Origin of the sequence: Bacteroides eggerthii, from assembly GCF_025146565.1 — a bacterium.
GTDB lineage: Bacteria > Bacteroidota > Bacteroidia > Bacteroidales > Bacteroidaceae > Bacteroides > Bacteroides eggerthii.
In genome coordinates this window covers 1,312,447-1,331,349 of the sequence record NZ_CP102258.1, presented here as the reverse complement: position 1 = coordinate 1,331,349, position 18,903 = coordinate 1,312,447, and the positions used below count along the sequence as shown (strand labels likewise).

At 45.6% G+C, this 18,903-nt stretch carries 14 protein-coding genes; 5 read left to right on the top strand and 9 right to left on the bottom strand.

Translation table 11 applies throughout. The features are described from left to right. Positions 1-56: 56 nt before the first annotated feature. Positions 57-1,928, bottom strand: coding sequence for a peptidase U32 family protein (locus NQ546_RS05225; RefSeq protein WP_004288971.1), 1,872 nt, complete (start codon positions 1,926-1,928; stop codon positions 57-59). 47 nt (positions 1,929-1,975) lie between these two features. Beyond that, the gene (metA, locus tag NQ546_RS05220; RefSeq protein ID WP_004288970.1) at positions 1,976-2,893 is read right to left on the bottom strand and encodes a homoserine O-acetyltransferase MetA; all 918 of its coding nucleotides are present in this window, start codon (positions 2,891-2,893) and stop codon (positions 1,976-1,978) included. A gap of 342 nt (positions 2,894-3,235) precedes the next feature. Between metA and NQ546_RS05215 the strand changes: the two genes are divergently transcribed. From NQ546_RS05215 to NQ546_RS05195, 5 genes are all read left to right on the top strand, one after another. After that, on the top strand, positions 3,236-5,146 hold the full coding sequence (locus NQ546_RS05215) for a fimbrillin family protein (protein WP_004288969.1): 1,911 nt from the start codon (positions 3,236-3,238) through the stop codon (positions 5,144-5,146). Positions 5,147-5,238: 92 nt separating this feature from the next. After that, a complete protein-coding gene (gene metF / locus NQ546_RS05210) occupies positions 5,239-6,192 on the top strand; it encodes a methylenetetrahydrofolate reductase [NAD(P)H] (protein ID WP_029429308.1) in 954 nt (317 codons plus the stop codon). Between the two features lie 16 nt (positions 6,193-6,208). Then, positions 6,209-7,333 (top strand): DNA polymerase III subunit, encoded by a 1,125-nt coding sequence (locus NQ546_RS05205; RefSeq protein WP_004288967.1) that lies wholly within the window; start codon positions 6,209-6,211, stop codon positions 7,331-7,333. Between the two features lie 106 nt (positions 7,334-7,439). Further along, positions 7,440-8,783 carry a PSP1 domain-containing protein gene (locus tag NQ546_RS05200; RefSeq protein WP_004288966.1) on the top strand — a complete coding sequence of 448 codons (1,344 nt, stop codon included), beginning with the start codon at positions 7,440-7,442 and terminating at the stop codon, positions 8,781-8,783. Further along, positions 8,761-9,246: a gliding motility lipoprotein GldH gene (locus NQ546_RS05195; RefSeq protein WP_004288965.1), complete on the top strand. Its 486-nt coding sequence runs from the start codon at positions 8,761-8,763 to the stop codon at positions 9,244-9,246. Before NQ546_RS05200 ends, NQ546_RS05195 begins: the two co-directional genes overlap by 23 nt. Before the next feature lie 23 nt (positions 9,247-9,269). Here the strand turns inward: NQ546_RS05195 and rodA are convergent, their stop codons facing one another. The 7 genes from rodA to NQ546_RS05160 all read right to left on the bottom strand — a co-directional run bounded on the left by rodA (position 9,270) and on the right by NQ546_RS05160 (position 18,902). Beyond that, positions 9,270-10,727: a rod shape-determining protein RodA gene (rodA, locus tag NQ546_RS05190; RefSeq protein ID WP_004288964.1), complete on the bottom strand. Its 1,458-nt coding sequence runs from the start codon at positions 10,725-10,727 to the stop codon at positions 9,270-9,272. Positions 10,728-10,753: 26 nt separating this feature from the next. Continuing rightward, positions 10,754-12,619, bottom strand: coding sequence for a penicillin-binding protein 2 (gene mrdA / locus NQ546_RS05185; protein ID WP_004288963.1), 1,866 nt, complete (start codon positions 12,617-12,619; stop codon positions 10,754-10,756). Between the two features lie 32 nt (positions 12,620-12,651). After that, entirely contained in the window at positions 12,652-13,152 is a 501-nt protein-coding gene (mreD, locus tag NQ546_RS05180) for a rod shape-determining protein MreD (RefSeq protein WP_004288962.1), read from the bottom strand. Then, positions 13,149-13,985, bottom strand: a complete 837-nt coding sequence (gene mreC, locus NQ546_RS05175) for a rod shape-determining protein MreC (protein WP_004288961.1) — start codon at positions 13,983-13,985, stop codon at positions 13,149-13,151. The genes mreD and mreC overlap by 4 nt, the downstream gene beginning before the upstream one ends. Before the next feature lie 2 nt (positions 13,986-13,987). Further along, the gene (locus tag NQ546_RS05170) at positions 13,988-15,010 is read right to left on the bottom strand and encodes a rod shape-determining protein (protein ID WP_004288960.1); all 1,023 of its coding nucleotides are present in this window, start codon (positions 15,008-15,010) and stop codon (positions 13,988-13,990) included. Between the two features lie 109 nt (positions 15,011-15,119). Beyond that, positions 15,120-16,643, bottom strand: a complete 1,524-nt coding sequence (purH, locus tag NQ546_RS05165; protein WP_004288959.1) for a bifunctional phosphoribosylaminoimidazolecarboxamide formyltransferase/IMP cyclohydrolase — start codon at positions 16,641-16,643, stop codon at positions 15,120-15,122. A gap of 222 nt (positions 16,644-16,865) precedes the next feature. Further along, positions 16,866-18,902 (bottom strand): M13 family metallopeptidase, encoded by a 2,037-nt coding sequence (locus NQ546_RS05160; RefSeq protein WP_004288958.1) that lies wholly within the window; start codon positions 18,900-18,902, stop codon positions 16,866-16,868. Position 18,903: the final 1 nt, after the last annotated feature.

Below are 18,903 nucleotides of genomic sequence, written 5' to 3'. Positions count from 1 at the left end.
ATACTCTTCGTCCGTTATATCCCATACTTCATGCTTTCTGCTTCAAACCTCCCGTCTCACTCTCCGCTCACCTTCATTTGGCAGTTCTTACAGTCAAAAGTCAGGCGGAAACGCTTACCGTCCGTCCCGACCAAGTAATAAGGTTCCCGGTATGGAGAGTGTCCCTTTTGATGCGTAGGACACCAGCCCATGCTATAACGCAGGCAATGCTTACAGAACATCAGTACGGCTTCCGGTACGGCCTGCTTCTCGTATGCCGGTTCTACGGAAACAACCCCATGCTCCAGATAAAAGCTACGGGCGGATGTATTCATCACATTCCCCAAATATGTCAGGGACTTCATCGGGAAACAATGCCGGGTAGGTTTCCAGACATGCAGTTCACGACGGTAAGTGATACGGCGGGCCGCTATCAGCCTGTCTGTCACTTGGCGACGCCAATCTGCTATCACCGAAGCCGGTATGAACCAGTTATGCGACAGGTTGATCACAACAGCGGGAGCAGCCTTCACAGAAGTATCGTCCATACCTCCCAAAGCCACGACCTCAAAAGGGGTGTTACCTAATTTGCCAAGCTGGGTACGCAGATGCTCCTGTTGCGGAGTACGCGCCAGCTCTTTTGAACAGGGGAATGACAATGTCACACGATTCCCGTCTTCATCTGCGGCAGTCAGGGCAAAGCCCGAAGGGGTATCTGCCAGTTCCCACTCAATGCCTATTTTGCGTTCGGCAGACTTGCGGGAAAGGATGCGTTCAAACTCCTGATCGAAATTTCGATAGAGACGGGTACGCGGTTTGATGCGGGGCACTTCGCCTGCCGGATAGAGTTTGTTGCCATCCACCCGGTTGATACGGAAACCTTTCAAACGGCCCTGCTCATCAAGGAAACAAACACCGTCTCCGTTATGGAAAGGCTTCACCCCGGCTACGGTAAGGTAATTGCCGCGTTGCTCCTTCATCGTTCCCATTTCCTCACCCAGGGATTTCGGCGTATCGAAAGAGGATATCTCCCGTTCGCGGCCTTGCAAGAAGTAGTGGGTAAAACCGCGGCTGAAGCTCTTGTCCAGCTGAGGAACGAAATCGAAGCGGCAACTGCCCGAAGAAGCGCGTACATACTCTCTACGACGGGCAAATATGGCATCCAGCTTTTGGCGGTAGGCAGCTGTGACATTCTTCACATAGGAAACATCCTTCAGCCGCCCTTCTATCTTCAGAGAAGAAGCTCCGGCATCCAACAGATCTTCCAGAACTTCACTTTGATTCAAGTCTTTCAGAGAAAGCAAGTGCTTGTCACGTACGATTGTTTTTCCGTCAGCATCTACCAAGCTAAACGGAAGGCGGCAGAACTGTGCGCACTCCCCCCGATTGGCACTTCTGCCGAAACACGCCTGACTGACGTAGCACTGGCCACTGTAACTCACACAAAGCGCACCATGCACAAAGACCTCCAAAGGCGTCTCCGGACAAGCCTCGTGGATATTGCGTATCTCGTGCAGTGAAAGCTCGCGCGCCAATACCACCTGACGAAAGCCGGCATCCGTCAGGAAACGAACCTTCTCCGGTGTACGGTTGTCCATTTGCGTACTGCCATGCAAAGGTATAGGCGGCAGGTTCAAACGGGTAATCCCCATGTCCTGGACTATCAACGCATCCACACCGATACGGTACAAATCCCAAATCATCCGTTCCGTTTCGGCAAGTTCTTCTTCTTTCAAGATCGTATTCACCGTAACATAAACACGTACATTATACAAATGGGCATACTCTGCCAAAGCGGAAATATCTTCCAGGGAATTGACAGCTGCCGCACGCGCACCAAACTTCGGCGCACCTATATACACCGCATCCGCACCATGATTGACAGCCTCAATGCCACACTCTAAATTTTTGGCAGGAGCCAACAGTTCTATTTTTCGTTGCTTTATCATATTTTCACCACAGAGGGACACTGAGTTCCACAGAGTTTTCGGGATTATTACTTGATCTCTTCAATATTGAACGGAGTTTCCTGATATACAAAGTAGTTCAGCCAGTTGGAGAACAATAGGTTGGCATGAGCCCGCCAACGCACCAACACCCCCTTGTCAGGATCATCGTCCACATAGTAATTGCGGGGCATATCAATGGGTAGTCCCTTACTCAGGTCACGACGGTATTCCGTATCGAGCGTCAAAGGAGAATATTCGGAATGGCCGGTCACAAAAAACTCACGTCCGTTACGCGCCATCACCATATACACTCCCGCATCTTCCGACTCCGAAAGCAGGGTCAGCTCGGGAACCTTCAGAATATCTTCCTTGCGGATCTCCGTATGACGGCTGTGGGGGACATAGAACACATCGTCAAAACCACGAAAGATAGGATACAAAGGTTGCAAGGTACGATGTTCGAATATGCCGAACATCTTCGCATCCAACGGATATTTGGGCACGCCATAATGGTGGTAGAGCCCGGCTTGCGCCGCCCAGCAGATATAAAGAGTGGACGTGACATGCGTACGCGCCCAATCGAATATTCCGGTTATCTCATCCCAATAGGTCACTTCCTCAAAGTCCATCTGTTCCACAGGAGCGCCGGTAATAATCATACCGTCGTATTTCTCGTCGCGCATCTTGTCAAAGTCCGTATAGAAAGCTTTCATATGCTCTATCGGAGTGTTCTTGGAAGTATGGCTTTTGATTTTCATGAATGAGATTTCCACCTGCAACGGAGTGTTGGAAAGCAAACGCACCAAATCGGTCTCCGTCGTAATCTTCAGCGGCATCAGATTCAGTATAACAATCCGTAGCGGACGAATGTCCTGCTGGGTTGCACGCGAATTATCAATAACGAATATATTTTCCTCTTTCAGCAGCTCTATCGCGGGAAGTTTATCGGGTAAATTTAAAGGCATAAGCTCTGTTCTATGGTTTAACTAATTACTGTTTACGATTTTAGCGTGTAAAGTTAGATAAAAAATCAGAGTGCCGTAAATAATTGGCAGAAGTTTTTGTTGAATTAGAATAGCCGATACGAAATATTAATATATATTTGCGGTCTGTATCTACCTATATGTGCCAAAAAAGAAGAAAGAAAAGGCCAAGCAATCAATTGTGACAACGGCTGGCAAGCAGCAGAAAGAGTAAATAACTTTCTTATATAATTGCGGTTCCTCTCAATCTAAATTTCTCGACACACACAAGTATTTGAGAATGAACCAAAGACGGGAAGATTTCCGTCTTACAAATTATTATATATGAAAAACCAAAAAGACCTTTTCAAGAAAGGCAGTATTCTGTTGTGTTTTGTTTTTGCCATAGCGGCTGTTTCTTGCGTCAATCAAATCAATGATGAAATCCGGGAAAGCAATATTCCCATCTCCTTTGTTGCAAAAGCGAGCAAGGGCAACACTAAAATAACGAAAAACACATTTGAGACCGGAGACAGAATGGGTGTATTTGCCATGCTGACCGGTAACGGCTTAAGCGAACAGCGTTACATCGACAACCTGCTTTTGGAATGTGGTGAAGGGACAACACTGATTCCCAAAAAAGAAGTTTTCTATCCGGAAGGAGATGCCACTCTGGATTTTATAAGCTATTATCCCTATCAGGCAGCCGGAATGGGCGGAGGCAGTTCTTTACTGCATGTCACAGTACAGGCGGATCAGAGCAAATCCTCCAATTACAGCTTATCCGATTTCATGACAGCACGAACCGAAAACATTGCCAACAGTAAAGAAGCCGTAAGACTGACCTACAAGCATCAATTTGCAAAAATAAAAATAGTTCTTACTCCCAAAGACGGAGAGAACGTAAATGATATGCTCAAAGCCAATCCCCGGATCATAGCTACCGGCTTCAGGACACAGGCGCTATACGACCTGCAATCGGACGAACTATCCGAAGTGGATGAAGAAAGTGAAACGGACATTATACCTTCCGGCGTATGGAAGGAGACCGGCAACGGACTGTCCGGTAAAGAGTTCATTGTCATTCCGCAAACACATTCCGACAGCAAACAGGCTTTCAGCTTAGAATGGAACGGTAAAATCTATGCCTGCTCCCTGCCCTCAGCCATTATCAAAGAAGATACGGAATTGGAAATCCAGATCAACGCATTACAAAATGCCGGCGAATCCCTGACCGGCGTAATCGCCAGCATCAAAGAATGGGGAGCAAGCGAACAAGGAGACAGCGAAAATGAATATGACATCACTGCTATCCACACAGCCTCTTTGTCGTTCAAGACATCCGGTGTATATAGAGTATATCGCCAGGGGAAACCGGTAGCAGAGATCTGCCGGGAATATCTCCATACCCCTGCCGATGATGCAATAAATTCCAAAGCCATTGTGGTCTACCCCGTATCGGACAACGGTCGGACCGACCTGAACAATGGAACCGTTTTACAACTGCCCGACAAAACCGCCGCAACGCATGGCGGCAAAGTAAGCTGGAATGAAACGGACAACTCACTGGCTTATACAGGTGGACACTCCGGCCCCATTGAAAAATTCTACATCGACGGAGACCTGAAGATTGTTACAGAAAAGCCCGACAAAGCATTGACTGTCAATGTAAGCAGCTACACAATCAGAGATATACGGAACGGAATATTGCAATCTTATCCTATCGTAAAAATAGGAACACAATACTGGATGAGAGAGGATCTGCAAACCGCCTACTACAACGACAGTAAAAACATCCCTATACAAAAGATATTAGGAACAGGAGACAGATGTTTCCAATATTCCGTTCCCGGCTTCCTGCTTTATAACGGCGAGGCGGTACTTACCGGCAAATTAGCTCCACTGGACTGGAGAATACCGTCGGACAATGATTGGAACAGGTTAAAAGAGTACATAGCCGGAAATGCTTCCGCACTGAAAAAAACAGGAACATGGAGTTCTGATACCAACCCGGCGACAAATGAGACAGGATTCGGCATTGCCCCCAAAGGATTGCTGCTGGAAAGAGATAATGCAACAACTTTAGTAAACCCGGCCTCATCAACCGCCTATTGGACACGCAACGGCATGCAGGAACAATTGGACAAAGTAGTGATAATCACAAACAGCAATAATGACATTGAATTTAAAAACTCCGTCAAACCGGAAGGTAAGAAGTACTATAACGGATTTTCCGTCCGTTGCATAAAAGAATAGCCTGTCCTTCGGGGCATTTCTCATTTCTTTTTCGTATTTTTGTTCCCAATGTGCAAGGATTTTGCCAATTAGACAAAGACAACGAAGAAGAAATGAGAGTAATCGATCTGATAAACAGTAACGAAAAAACAGCTTTTTCTTTTGAGATATTGCCCCCGCTGAAGGGCACAGGCATCGAAAAGTTGTACGAAACGATAGATACATTACGGGAATTTGACCCTAAATACATCAATATAACCACACACCGCAGCGAGTACGTGTATAAAGACCTCGGCAACGGACTGTTCCAACGCAACAGACTTCGCCGCCGTCCGGGCACCGTATCTGTTGCCGCAGCCATCCAAAACAAATATAATATAACGGTGGTACCGCATATTCTTTGCAGCGGCTTCAGTCGTGAAGATACCGAATACGTATTGCTCGACCTGCAGTTTCTAAATATTACAGACCTTTTGGTGCTGCGCGGAGACAAGGCGAAGCATGAATCCGCTTTTACGCCCGAAAGCAACGGTTACCTGCATGCCATTGAGTTGCAAGATCAGATTAATCAGTTCAATAAGGGCATTTTTGTAGATGGTTCCGAAATGACGGTAACAAATACCCCCTTTTCATACGGAGTAGCCTGCTATCCGGAAAAGCACGAAGAGGCTCCCAACATCGATACGGATATCTATTGGCTGAAAAAGAAAATGGAAAACGGAGCAGAATATGCCGTTACCCAATTATTCTACGACAACCGGAAATATTTCGATTTTGTGGAACGTGCCCGCCAAGCAGGAGTTACCATCCCTATCATACCGGGCATCAAGCCATTTAAAAAGTTGTCGCAACTCAGTATGATACCCAAAACATTCAAAGTGGACCTACCCGAAGAGCTGACAAAAGAAGTATTGAAATGCAAGAATGACGCCGAAGCGCAACAAGTGGGCATTGAATGGTGCGTACAGCAATGCAAGGAATTAATGAAACACCATATTCCCAGTATTCATTTCTATTCCATAGGCGCGGTAAACAGCATAAAGGAAGTAGCCAGACAAATTTATTAACTTAAATATCACCGTCGTGTTTTTTAAAGATGTAATCGGCCAGGAAGCAGCCAAACAGCGATTGATACAAGAAGTGCAGGAAGGACGTATCCCTCATGCACAACTTTTCTGCGGCCCGGCAGGAACCGGAAAACTTCCGCTTGCTTTGGCTTACGCCCGTTATATCTGTTGCCCGAACCGTACGGAGACTGACGCATGCGGTACGTGTCCCTCGTGTGTAAAATGGAATAAACTGGTACATCCGGACGTACACTTCGTATTCCCCATAGTGAAAAGCGCCAAAGGGAAGAAGGAAGTCTGTGACGACTACATAGCCGATTGGAGACACTTTGTGCTGAACAATCCTTATTTTTCGCTGAACCATTGGTTGAACGCAATGGGAGCGGAAAACGGGCAGGCAATTATCTACGCAAAGGAAAGCGATGAAATCACCCGTAAACTCAGTTTGAAATCCAGTGAAGGCGGATATAAGGTGACTATCGTATGGCTGCCGGAAAAGATGCATGAAGTCTGTGCCAACAAATTATTAAAATTATTGGAAGAGCCTCCTGAAAAAACGGTATTTCTTCTGGTATCCGAAGCTCCCGAGATGATATTGTCCACTATCCTCAGCCGTACACAGCGTTTCAATATCCGCAAAATAGAGGAAACGAGCATAGCAGACGCCTTGCAACGAAAGTATGGCGTACAGCCCATAGACAGCCAGACCATAGCGCATCTGGCAAATGGGAACTTCATCAAAGCATTGGAGACGATCCACCTGAACGAAGAGAACGAACTCTTTTTTAATCTGTTCATCAGCCTAATGCGTCTTTCCTATCAACGAAAAATACGGGAGATGAAACAATGGAGCGAGCAACTGGCTGCAATGGGACGCGAACGTCAAAAGAACTTTCTGGAATATTGCCAGCGCATGATACGGGAAAACTTCATCTATAACCTACACCGGAAAGAAATGAATTACATGACTCTGCCCGAACAGAACTTCGCCACCCGCTTTGCCCCGTTTGTCAACGAACGTAATGTGATAGGAATCATGGACGAACTAAGTGAAGCGCAGATACACATTGAGCAGAACGTGAACGCCCGCATGGTATTCTTTGATTTCTCCCTGAAAATGATTGTATTATTGAAACAGTGAGAAAAAAATATCGTAGGAGGATATTTCCAAATGATGGGATGATAAAACAATAAGATAAGAGAATTAATATAAAGAGAATTTGAATCGTAAATAAATAAAGAAAGAGATGGAATTTAAACTACATAACGGAAGCGGCGGTCTCTGCTGTAAAAGCTGCGGCAGGCAAGACAAGCAACTGAACACCTATGATTGGCTTGCCGACATTCCCGGCAATGCAGAAGAATCGGAAATGGTGGAAATCCAGTTTAAAAACACCCGTAAAGGTTACTTCCGCAACAGCAATAAAATACCTTTGGAAAAAGGTGATATAGTGGCGGTAGAAGCTACTCCCGGACATGATATAGGCGTGGTGACCCTCACCGGCCGGCTCGTCCCGTTACAAATGCGCAAAGCAAATATAAAGTCGGAAGCGGACATAAAACGTATCTACCGCAAAGCCAAACAGGTGGATATGGATAAGTACAATGAAGCGAAAGCACGTGAGCACAGCACAATGATTCGTGCCCGCCAGATAGCCCTCGACCTCAACCTCAACATGAAAATCGGTGATGTGGAATATCAAGGAGACGGCAACAAAGCTATTTTCTACTACATTGCCGATGAACGCGTAGACTTCCGCCAACTAATTAAGGTGCTTGCCGACGCTTTTCACGTGCGCATCGAAATGAAACAGATCGGTGCCCGCCAAGAAGCCGGCCGCATCGGCGGTATCGGACCTTGTGGTCGTGAGCTGTGCTGCGCTACGTGGATGACGTCCTTTGTTTCCGTATCGACCAGTGCAGCCCGCTTTCAGGACATCTCACTGAATCCGCAGAAACTGGCCGGACAATGCGCCAAATTGAAATGCTGTCTCAACTACGAAGTAGATTGCTATGTGGAAGCACAAAAACGCCTGCCTTCCAAAGAAATCGAGTTGGAAACCAAAGACGGTGTTTTCTATTTCTTCAAAGCTGATATCCTCAACAATCAGATAACCTATTCCACTGATAAAAACATTCCGGCCAATCTGGTCACAATCAGCGGCAGGCGCGCCTTTGAAGTTATCGGCCTGAATAAAAGAGGAATCAAGCCGGATTATCTATTGGAGGAAACACACCGCTCCGAACCTAAGAAGCCGGTGGACTTGCTGGAACAGGAAAGTCTGACCCGCTTCGACCGCAACCGCAAAAACAAAAATAGCGGAGACGGCAACAACGGTAACGGGAATAATAATGGAAACCGGAACAAAAAGAAGAAAAAAAGTTCCAATAACCGGCCCCAAGGCAGCGAACAACCAGCCACCCCGCAACCGCAAGAACAGCAGTCCAAACCTCAAGGGAATGAGAAACGGGCACAAGGAGATGAGAGACGCCCGCAACGGAACAACAATAACCGCAAGCGCCCTCACAACAACAAACCTAAACCCCAAGGGGATAAACCTGTTCGAGATGACAAACCGGTTCAAGAATAAAACAAAACATCTGAAATATATCATTCTGCTGTTTATCGTAGGCGCATTGGGCGCTTGCGATAAACAGACTGTATATCATGCTTTCCGGTCTGTTCCCCAAGAAGGTTGGAAAAGACAGGACACATTGTTTTTTGATGTCGCTGTGCCCGACTCACAGACTTACTACAAACTGACCGTAGAAATCCGAAACCGAAACACCTATCCTTATCAAAACATAAACCTGTCGGTCGGTTACGAAGATCCGGAAAGCAAAAGAGTACAGGTAGACACGCTGAAAGCCGTCTTAGCCAGCAAAGAAGGAATCTGGAAAGGAGACGGCTGGGGTGGTTTATATCAATCGGCATTCTCCGCCGGCAGCATCAAAATAGGGAGGTCCGGCAATTACCTCTTCAAGATAGCTTATACATTACCGGATGAGATTCTACCCGGCATCAACGATGTAGGAATCAAACTACGACGATAACATCACATATCCCTGCGAGGATATTACACCAGTCTTCTATTTCTTCCCGCATCGATACGCAGGAATATGAACAACAGTATCGTAAAGCCCCATAACGAAGAACCTCCATAACTAAAGAAAGGCAGAGGGATACCTATTACGGGAGTCAGCCCAAGTACCATTCCTATATTAATGAAAAGATGAAACAGAAAAATACTCAGCACCGAGTATCCGTACACCCTCCCAAATGCAGACTGTTGCCGTTCTGCCAGTACTATCAGACGAAGTATCAGTGCCAGGAACAGAAGCAAAACGGCCGTTGAACCAATAAAACCCTCTTCCTCGCCCACTGTACAGAAGATAAAATCCGTATCTTGTTCAGGAACGTATTTAAGTTTGGTTTGCGTACCGTTCAGAAAGCCTTTCCCTGTCAAGCCGCCTGACCCAATGGCTATTTTCGACTGATTTACGTTATACCCCGCCCCTGTCAGATCTTCTTCCATACCCAACACAACTTTAATGCGGATCTGCTGGTGAGGTTCCAATACTTTATTGAAGAAATAATCGCTGGAATAAAGAAAGCCTATCGAGCCTATGGCAAACAAGCCTATAAGAAGATAACTCAAATGGCGCTCGCGCAAAGAAAGATAAAACAAATAAAACGTTACAACCACACATAATCCCCATTGCACCCATACAAGGTTGAAAGGGGCGACATACTCTGAAATAATATAAGCTATGAGCAATACCACAGAAGAACCACCGATAATATTACGAACCGGCTCCCACCTCTTTTTATATACCCATACCATTCCACCGGCGAAAAGCAGCACCATCGACAATACGGCAAACTCTCCGATTGGGGTTGGGGTATCTGCTATAAGAACCTGGTCAAAACGGATTCCCACCACAAAATATACCACAGCGCAAATACCGGAAAAGAGCACCACTCCGGGCATACCTTCACGATAAAGCATCAGAAAGAAAGCGGTATACACCAATGCAGAACCTGTTTCCCTTTGAAGTATAATCAGTACCAACGGCAGAAGAATAAGAAAAGCCAGCATCAATGTATTCTTCCAGTTTTTCATAGTAAATGAATAGGCACTCATATACTTAGCCAACGCCAACGCCGTAGCAAACTTAGCAAATTCGGCGGGCTGCAGACTGACAGGTCCCAGAATCAACCATGAGCGCGACCCCTTAGTGTCAGGAGCGATAAAGATAGTTATAATCAACAATAGAATGAGCCCTATATATATAATGTAAGAAAACATATCGTAGAGCGTATCCTCCAGCATCAGCAAGACAAACCCCAACCCAAACGAGCAGACAATCCACATAAATTGTTTACCGGCACGAGTGGAGAAATCAAGAAAGTCACGATCACCATAGTCATAGCTTGCCCCGCAGACGCTGAACCAGCCAAACACAATCAGAATCAGGTAGATTGCGATTGTCACCCAATCCAACGATTTCCATATATTCTCTCTTCTTACCATTTGTTCTCTCGATATTCGACCGTTTACTATCTTTCTTCGTCTCCGTACAGTATTATGCGATTACTGAATTCCTCCGCACGTATCTCATTCTCCGGCGATAACTTGCCATGCAGATACTGATCCATCATCATAGCGCCGATAGGCACTCCGTAAGTTGCACCGAAACCGCCATTCTCCACATAAACTGCGATTGCAATCTTAGGGTTGTTCATCGGAGCAAATCCCATAAATACGGAGTGGTCCTTACCGCGGTTCTGTGCCGTACCGGTTTTTCCGCATGCCTCCACGCCCGGCAAAATAGTCCCCACCATGCGGCAAGTTGCACTGCCTGTGCTTCCGGTAACAGCAGCGCGCATACCCTCCGCAACCTCGTCGTAGTATTCCCGGTCAATCGAAGTTACACGCGGAGTGCGGTAGATGCTATCCAACTCATGATCTTGTATCTCCTTGACAATATGTGGAGTAATAAAATGTCCCCGGTTGGCAATGGTCGCTCCCAAATTGGCAATCTGCAATGGAGTAGTAAGGATTTCGCCCTGCCCGATAGAGATACTGATGACAGTCAGCCCATTCCAAGAACCCCGGTATGCTTTATCATAGAATTTTGCATTAGGAATTAAACCGCGCTGCTCTCCGGGAAGATCTGTGCCGAGACGATAGCCAAATCCTTGTGAAACCATATGGTCTTTCCACACCGTAATGGCGTTTTGCGGAGAACCATACTTCTTGTCGCTAAACATGCGGAACAATCCCCAACAAAAGTAAGAATTACACGAAGTGGCTATTGCTGGAATCAACGACAAAGGAGAGCCATGCCCATGGCAACCTACATGCAGACTTCCATAATTGAAACCGTGCGCACAAGGAAAAGTCGGGTAGTCTTCATGAATAATACCTTCTTGCAAGAATGTCAATGCCTGCGCAGTCTTAAAAGTAGAACCCGGAGGATACGCTCCCATAATCGCGCGATTCAGCAAAGGTTTCCGCCTGTCCCTCTGCAACATCCGATGGTTCTTTCCACGCTGGCGGCCAATCATCAGATGAGGATCGAAGGTGGGAGAAGACACCATGCAGAGAATCTCTCCCGTAGCAGGTTCGATAGCTACGATAGCTCCAATCTTATGTTGTAAGAGACGCTCACCCAACCTCTGCAAATCAATATCAATACCTAATGTCAGATTCTTGCCGGGGACAGAAGGACGGTCGAATTTGCCATCCATATAATGTCCTTGAATACGCCCATGAGCATCACGAAGCAGAATTTCCACTCCTTTTTCTCCACGAAGATACTTTTCATAAGACTTTTCAATACCCTGCTTACCTATATAGTCTCCACGAATATAGTAATTATCCGCTTCAATATCTTTCTTTGACACCTCTCCTATATCTCCCAAAGCATGCCCTGCGGCATCATAAGTATACTGACGGATAGTGCGCCGTTGGATATAGAAACCGGGAAACTTGAACAGCTTCTCCTGAAACACACCACACTCTTCTGCCGAAAGCTGTGTCATAAATACCTGATGCGTATATTTAGAATAGCCAGGATTCATCCAACGGTTTTTCACATCCTTCATTCGCTTCTGAAACTGCTCAAGCGTGATGTTCAATGCATGGCAAAAATCGAGGGTATCCAATTGCGTCACTTCACGAGGCACAAATGTAATATCGTATGCCGGCTGATTAAACACCAATAGCTTGCCGTTACGATCGTAAATAGCCCCACGCGAAGGATATTGAATTTTATTAAGGAAGGCATTGCTGTCCGCATTCTTCTTATAATCATCCGTCATGATTTGCAAGTCGAACAGGCGAATAACGTAAATAAGGACAATGACCACAGCCGCCATGCCTATCACATATTTTCGTTTCTCCAGCGTATAATCCTTCATTTAATTATCAACTATCAATTACCGGTTACAAGTTATTTCTTCCGTATTCCCTCCACTGCCATTATACAGGTCACAGTCAACAAAGTACTTGTTACAATTCTCAACAGCAGTGTTCCAATGTGGGCAAAGGAAAAGAATTCGAGTGTAAGCAACATCCCATGATGCACCAAGACACAAATTACTAAATATTTTAGGAAAGGGAAGATGCCCATTGTGCGAACTGCGGGAATCAACGTATCCAACGTATCGCGAGGCACGAACAGACGTAAGAATATCGGACGCAAGAAAGCCAGCAATACAGTAGCCGCCGCATTCATTCCCGGAGTATCGGAAAAAACATCCACCGTCAACCCAAGAAAGAAAGCCCATAACATCAATGTATTACGGGACACATCCGACTCAAACTTTAATATCAGGTATATATATAAAAACGGAGTGGCATATCCGGCAATATGCACGTTATTCAGTATCAGTACCTGCAACAGTACCAAACAGATGAACCACCCTATCTTATGCAAATAATTGATTATCATTCTTCTTTTTCCAGAATATTCTGTTCTTCTTGTCCGCTACGCGAAATGACACGCACATTGCTCACTTTCCCAAAATCCGTAGCTAACTTTATCTTCAGCAAATACGAAAGCCCGTCATGGGAATCGGACATATCATCAACCGTCCCTACCATAACTCCCTCAGGAAAGACCGTAGAGTAACCGCTGGTTACCACCGTATCCCCCAAATTGAACTCCGCATGGCGAGGTAAATCTTTCAGATAAGCGAAGCGGGAGTCCCCGCCTTCCCATTTCAAATAACCAAAATAGTCACTACCCACAATCTTGCAACTAATGCTCGATTTACTATTCAACAATGGAATAACCAACGAGTAACGGGGAGAAGTCTTATATACAATGCCCACCACTCCGTTGGCATCCACTACGCCCATCTCCGGACGAATGCTGTCTGCTGAACCACGATCCAACGTTATGTAATTATCCGCCTTATTCAGACTGTTCTTAATAACATTCGCCTTGTATATACGATAATCAGCCGGAGCAAGACGCGCCACACTATACAGCTTCACAGAATCCAAGCCGCGCTCTTGCAGACTTTTTTCGAGAAAAGCGACACGTTGTTCCAGCCACATATTACGGTCAAGCAGATCCTCATTGACCGATTTCAAATGGAAATAAGAACTAATCCCCCCTGAAATCTCATAAACTTTCCCTGCCACTCCGTTGGCAGAAGTGAAATATACACTCTGCTGATAATGGTTGAAGCGGAATAATAAAACAAAACTGGTAACCTCTAACAGCAGAAAGAGGAACCAGTAATTATATTTAATAAGAAAGTTCAGTAAATTTCGCATGCCTATCTCATCAGGAATGAGAAGCGGTCGACATTCTTCAGTGCAATACCAGTGCCTTTGGCAACGGCATGCAAAGGGTCTTCCGCAATGTGGAACGGTATGTTAATTTTATCGGTCAGACGCTTATCCAATCCGCGAAGCAACGCACCGCCACCTGCCAAATAGATACCGTTGTGCACAATGTCGGCATACAGTTCGGGTGGTGTATTCTCCAATGCGCTCAGGATCGCAGTCTCAATCTTGGAAATAGATTTCTCCAAGCAATGCGCCACCTCCTGATAGCATACGGGTACCTCCATAGGAAGTGCCGTAATACGATTCGGACCATGAACAATATAATCTTCGGGAGCATCTTCACCCAGTTCGGTCAATGCCGCACCGACATTAATCTTGATACGTTCTGCCATACGTTCGCTGACCTTTACGTTATGCTGACGGCTCATGTATTCCTGAATATCAGCAGTCAGATCATCACCGGCAATGCGGATAGAGTTATTGGAAACTATACCCCCCAATGAAATAACGGCAATCTCAGTAGAGCCACCACCTATATCAACAATCATGTTGCCTTCCGGCGCTTCTACATCAATACCGATGCCGATAGCTGCCGCCATCGGTTCGAATATCAAATAGACATCACGTCCACCGGCATGCTCGGCAGAGTCGCGCACCGCACGAAGCTCCACTTCCGTACTTCCTGAGGGAACCCCTATTACCATGCGAAGTGAAGGAGAGAACAGACGGTTACGATTGTTCACCATTTTGATAAGTCCGCGTATCATCTGCTCGCAAGCATAGAAATCGGCAATTACACCGTCACGAAGCGGACGGATAGTGCGTATGTTTTCGTGGGTCTTTTCGTGCATCATCTTTGCCTTTTCACCCACAGCAATCATCTTGTCTGTACGACGGTCCAAAGCAACCACCGAGGGTTCGTCCACTACTATCTTGCCATTTGTGGTAATGATAGTATTGGCAGTGCCAAGGTCCATCGCTATTTCTTGTGTAAAAGAGAATAATCCCATATTTCTTAAATGAAAAATTAGGAATGAAAAATTAAGAATACTATGCAGAATACCAACGCAAGCAAGCGCAGCCAATTCTTCACTCTTAGTTCTTCATTCATCATTAATATTAGTGTTTAAAATGCCGGAACCCTGTTGTCACCATTGCGATGCCATGTTCATTGCAATAATCGAATGAAAGTTCGTCCTTGATGCTTCCACCCGGCTGAATTACGGCCTTAACACCTTCATTACCTGCAATCTCTACGCAATCGGGGAAGGGGAAGAAAGCATCACTTGCCATTACAGCTCCATTCAAATCAAAGCCAAAGTTCTTAGCCTTTTCAATGGCCTGTTTCAAGGCATCCACACGACTTGTCTGCCCTACACCACTTGCCAACAACTGCTTATTTTTTGCCAACACAATAGCATTAGACTTGCTGTTCTTCACAATCTTATTTGCAAAAAGCATATCTTCGATTTCTTGCGCAGTCGGAGCTTTAGTCGTTACCGTCTTCAAGTCTTCAGGAGTCTCCACTTTCAAATCACGATCTTGTACCAGAACACCATTCAGCAAAGAACGGAACTGCTTCTTGGGGAGAGCCGCCTGCTTACGGACCAGAATAATGCGGTTCTTCTTCTGACCGAGGATTTCCAATGCATCCACATCATAATCGGGCGCAATGATAACTTCAAAGAATATCTTATTGATTTCTTCAGCTGCAGCCTTATCAATCACAGCATTGGTGATAAGTACACCACCGAATGCAGACACCGGGTCGCCGGCAAGCGCATCGTTCCAAGCTTCCAATACAGTAGGACGTGAAGCCAGACCACAAGCGTTATTGTGTTTCAGAATAGCAAAAGTGGTATCCGTAAATTCGTCAATCAAATCAACGGCAGCGTTGATGTCGAGCAAATTATTGTAAGAAATTTCCTTGCCATGAATCTGGTCGAACATAGCATCAATATTACCATAGAAATAACCCTTCTGATGCGGATTTTCGCCATAACGCAAAGTCTTTTGGTTATTGGCGGACTGCCGGAAAGCAGAACCTGCTTCACCGTCAAAATAGTTAAAGATAGCCGAATCATAATGAGAAGATACAGCAAAAGCCTCTTTGGCAAACCAGCGACGCTCTTCGAGTGAAGTGGTAGCGCCATGTTCCATCAACATGTCGCGAAGCGGCTGGTATTGAGCCTGCGAAGCAACAATCACGACATCGTTATAATTCTTGGCGGCAGCACGAATCAGAGAGATGCCACCTATATCAATCTTCTCGATAATGGCAGGTTCTTCGGCACCGCTGGCAACAGTTGCCTCAAACGGATAGAGGTCTACAATTACAAGGTCTATTTCAGGAATTTCATATTTTTCAATTTGTTGCATGTCCTGTTCCAATCCGCGGCGGCAAAGAATACCTCCAAATATCTTCGGATGCAAGGTCTTTACACGTCCACCCAAAATGGAAGGGTATGTAGTAAGGTCTTCCACTGCTTTACAGGGATAACCCAGAGACTCAATAAATTGACGTGTTCCACCGGTTGACAGGAACTCTACACCTTCTTCATGCAGTTTGGTTATGATTTCATCCAAACCTTCTTTATGGTAAACGGATACCAGAGCTGTTTTGATTCTTTTAGTTTCAGACATGGATTTGCGTATTAAAGTAATGCGTACATTTTACTATTTGATTTGCAAAGTTACGAATTTTGTTTATTCATACATACATTCATATACAATAAATTAGGTATAATTAAAAAAGGGGCTTATTATTAATTCCGGCACTCTTACGTAACCGTATAAAAAAGGCCCCGCTGAAAAGGCATAAACACCCTTTCAGCGGAGCCGATTTTTTTTATAGAAAAAGCTCTATTACCAAATAGAAACCCGTTTTTCTACCGGCACAAACATCGGGTCATTTTCAGTAATATTGAAAGCCTCGTACCAAGCTCCTATTTGCGGCAGAGCACCGTTAACGCGCCATTTGCCCAATGAGTGCACATCACTCTTGGTACGGTTCAGGACCTCCTCCGGACGAATATTATTTCCCCATACGCCTGCATAAGCAAGGAAGAAGCGCTGCTCAGGGGTGAAACCATCCATTACCGGCAACGGATTAGCAGCCGTAGCCTTCTTGAATGCCTGATAGGAAACCTGCAAACCGCCATGGTCAGCAATATTCTCACCCAAAGTCATACGTCCATTGCCATATAATCCCGGAGCCACTTCAATGCTGTCGAACACATTCACCATAACCTGGGCACGTTCATCGAAACGCTTGGAATCCTCAGCAGTCCACCAGTCTTTCAGATTGCCTTCCTTGTCATACTGGCGTCCCTGGTCGTCAAATCCATGCGTCATTTCATGGCCGATTACCACACCGATAGCGCCGTAATTGAAGGCATCGTCCGCATTCATGTCAAAGAACGGATATTGCAGAATAGCGGCAGGAAAACAGATTTCATTCGTCGTCGGATTATAATAAGCATTTACCGTTTGCGGAGTCATCAGCCATTCATCTTTATCTACCAGCTTACCGGCTTTAGCTACCATTTCCGCATGGCTCCATTCGTTGGCACGCTCCATATTAGCCCAATATGAGTCGTCTTTAATCTCTAATGTAGAGTAATCTTTCCACTGATCGGGATAGCCTATCTTCACATGGAAAGTGGCCAGTTTCTCCAAAGCCTTTATTTTGGTAGAGTCACCCATCCAAGCGAGGTTTTTGATACGCTCACCCAAACTTTCCTGCAGATTCTTCACTAAATCCACCATACGTTCCTTAGCTGCAGCAGGGAAATATTTTTCTACATACATTTGACCTACCGCTTCACCTAAAGCAGAGCTAACAGTACCGACAGCCTTTTTCCAGCGGGGCTGCATCTCTTGCGTGCCACTCATCGTACGTTCATAGAAATCGAAATTCTGTTCGGCCATGGCATCATTCAAAGTACCTGCGGCAGCATCAATCAATTTCCATTGTAAATAGAGGCTCTGTTGTTCAATAGGCAAAGTATCCAGGATTTCAGCAGCAGCCTTCAAAGAAGCAGGCTGACCTATGATGATTTCTTTCACATCTCTCAAGTCCATTGCCGACAAATAAGCATCCCAATCGAAAGTCGGATAGTTCTTCTTCAACTCTTCCAAACTCATCTTATTGTAATTGGCGTGCGGATCGCGCAACTCCGTACGTGAACGGAATGCTTTGGCAAGGCGTGTTTCCACATCCATTACAACTTCCACACCTTTTTTGGCAGCCGCCTCATCAAAGCCAGCCAGTTGATACATTTTCTGTACGTGTGTGCGGAAAGCATCACGAATTTTAGCGGTAGCCGCATCATTTTCCAGATAATAGTCGCGCTCGCCCATACTTAAACCGCCCTGATAGGACTGTACGGCATTCATACTACTATTCATTTCATCGGCACCTACATACAGAATATTATAAGCAACAATGCCTTTTTTCTGCATCTCACCCAACAATGCATAGAGTTCTTTCTTGTCCTTCAAGGCACCCAGCTGATCAAGTTCGGCCTTAATAGGAGCTACACCGTCCTTGTTCAGTTTCACGCTATCCATTACTATTTTGTATAAATCGCCTATTTTCTGCGCTACGCTCCCCGGCTCATGCTGAGTAGCGGCCAATTCTTCGATAAGCCCCTGAATCTGCTTACGGTTGTTTTCCGCAAGAATGGTGAAAGAACCATACTGTGAGTATTCGGCCGGAATCGGATTGTTCTTCATCCAACCGCCGCAGGCATATTGGTAAAAGTCAGTTCCGGGCAAAGCCGTTGTGTCAAGATTGGCAAGCTGAATACCGGCTGTCAGTTCAGCCTGTTTCTTGCCTGTGCTGCAAGCACCCGTCATTAAGCAGAATGCTGCAATAGGTAAAAAATGAAATACTTTCATA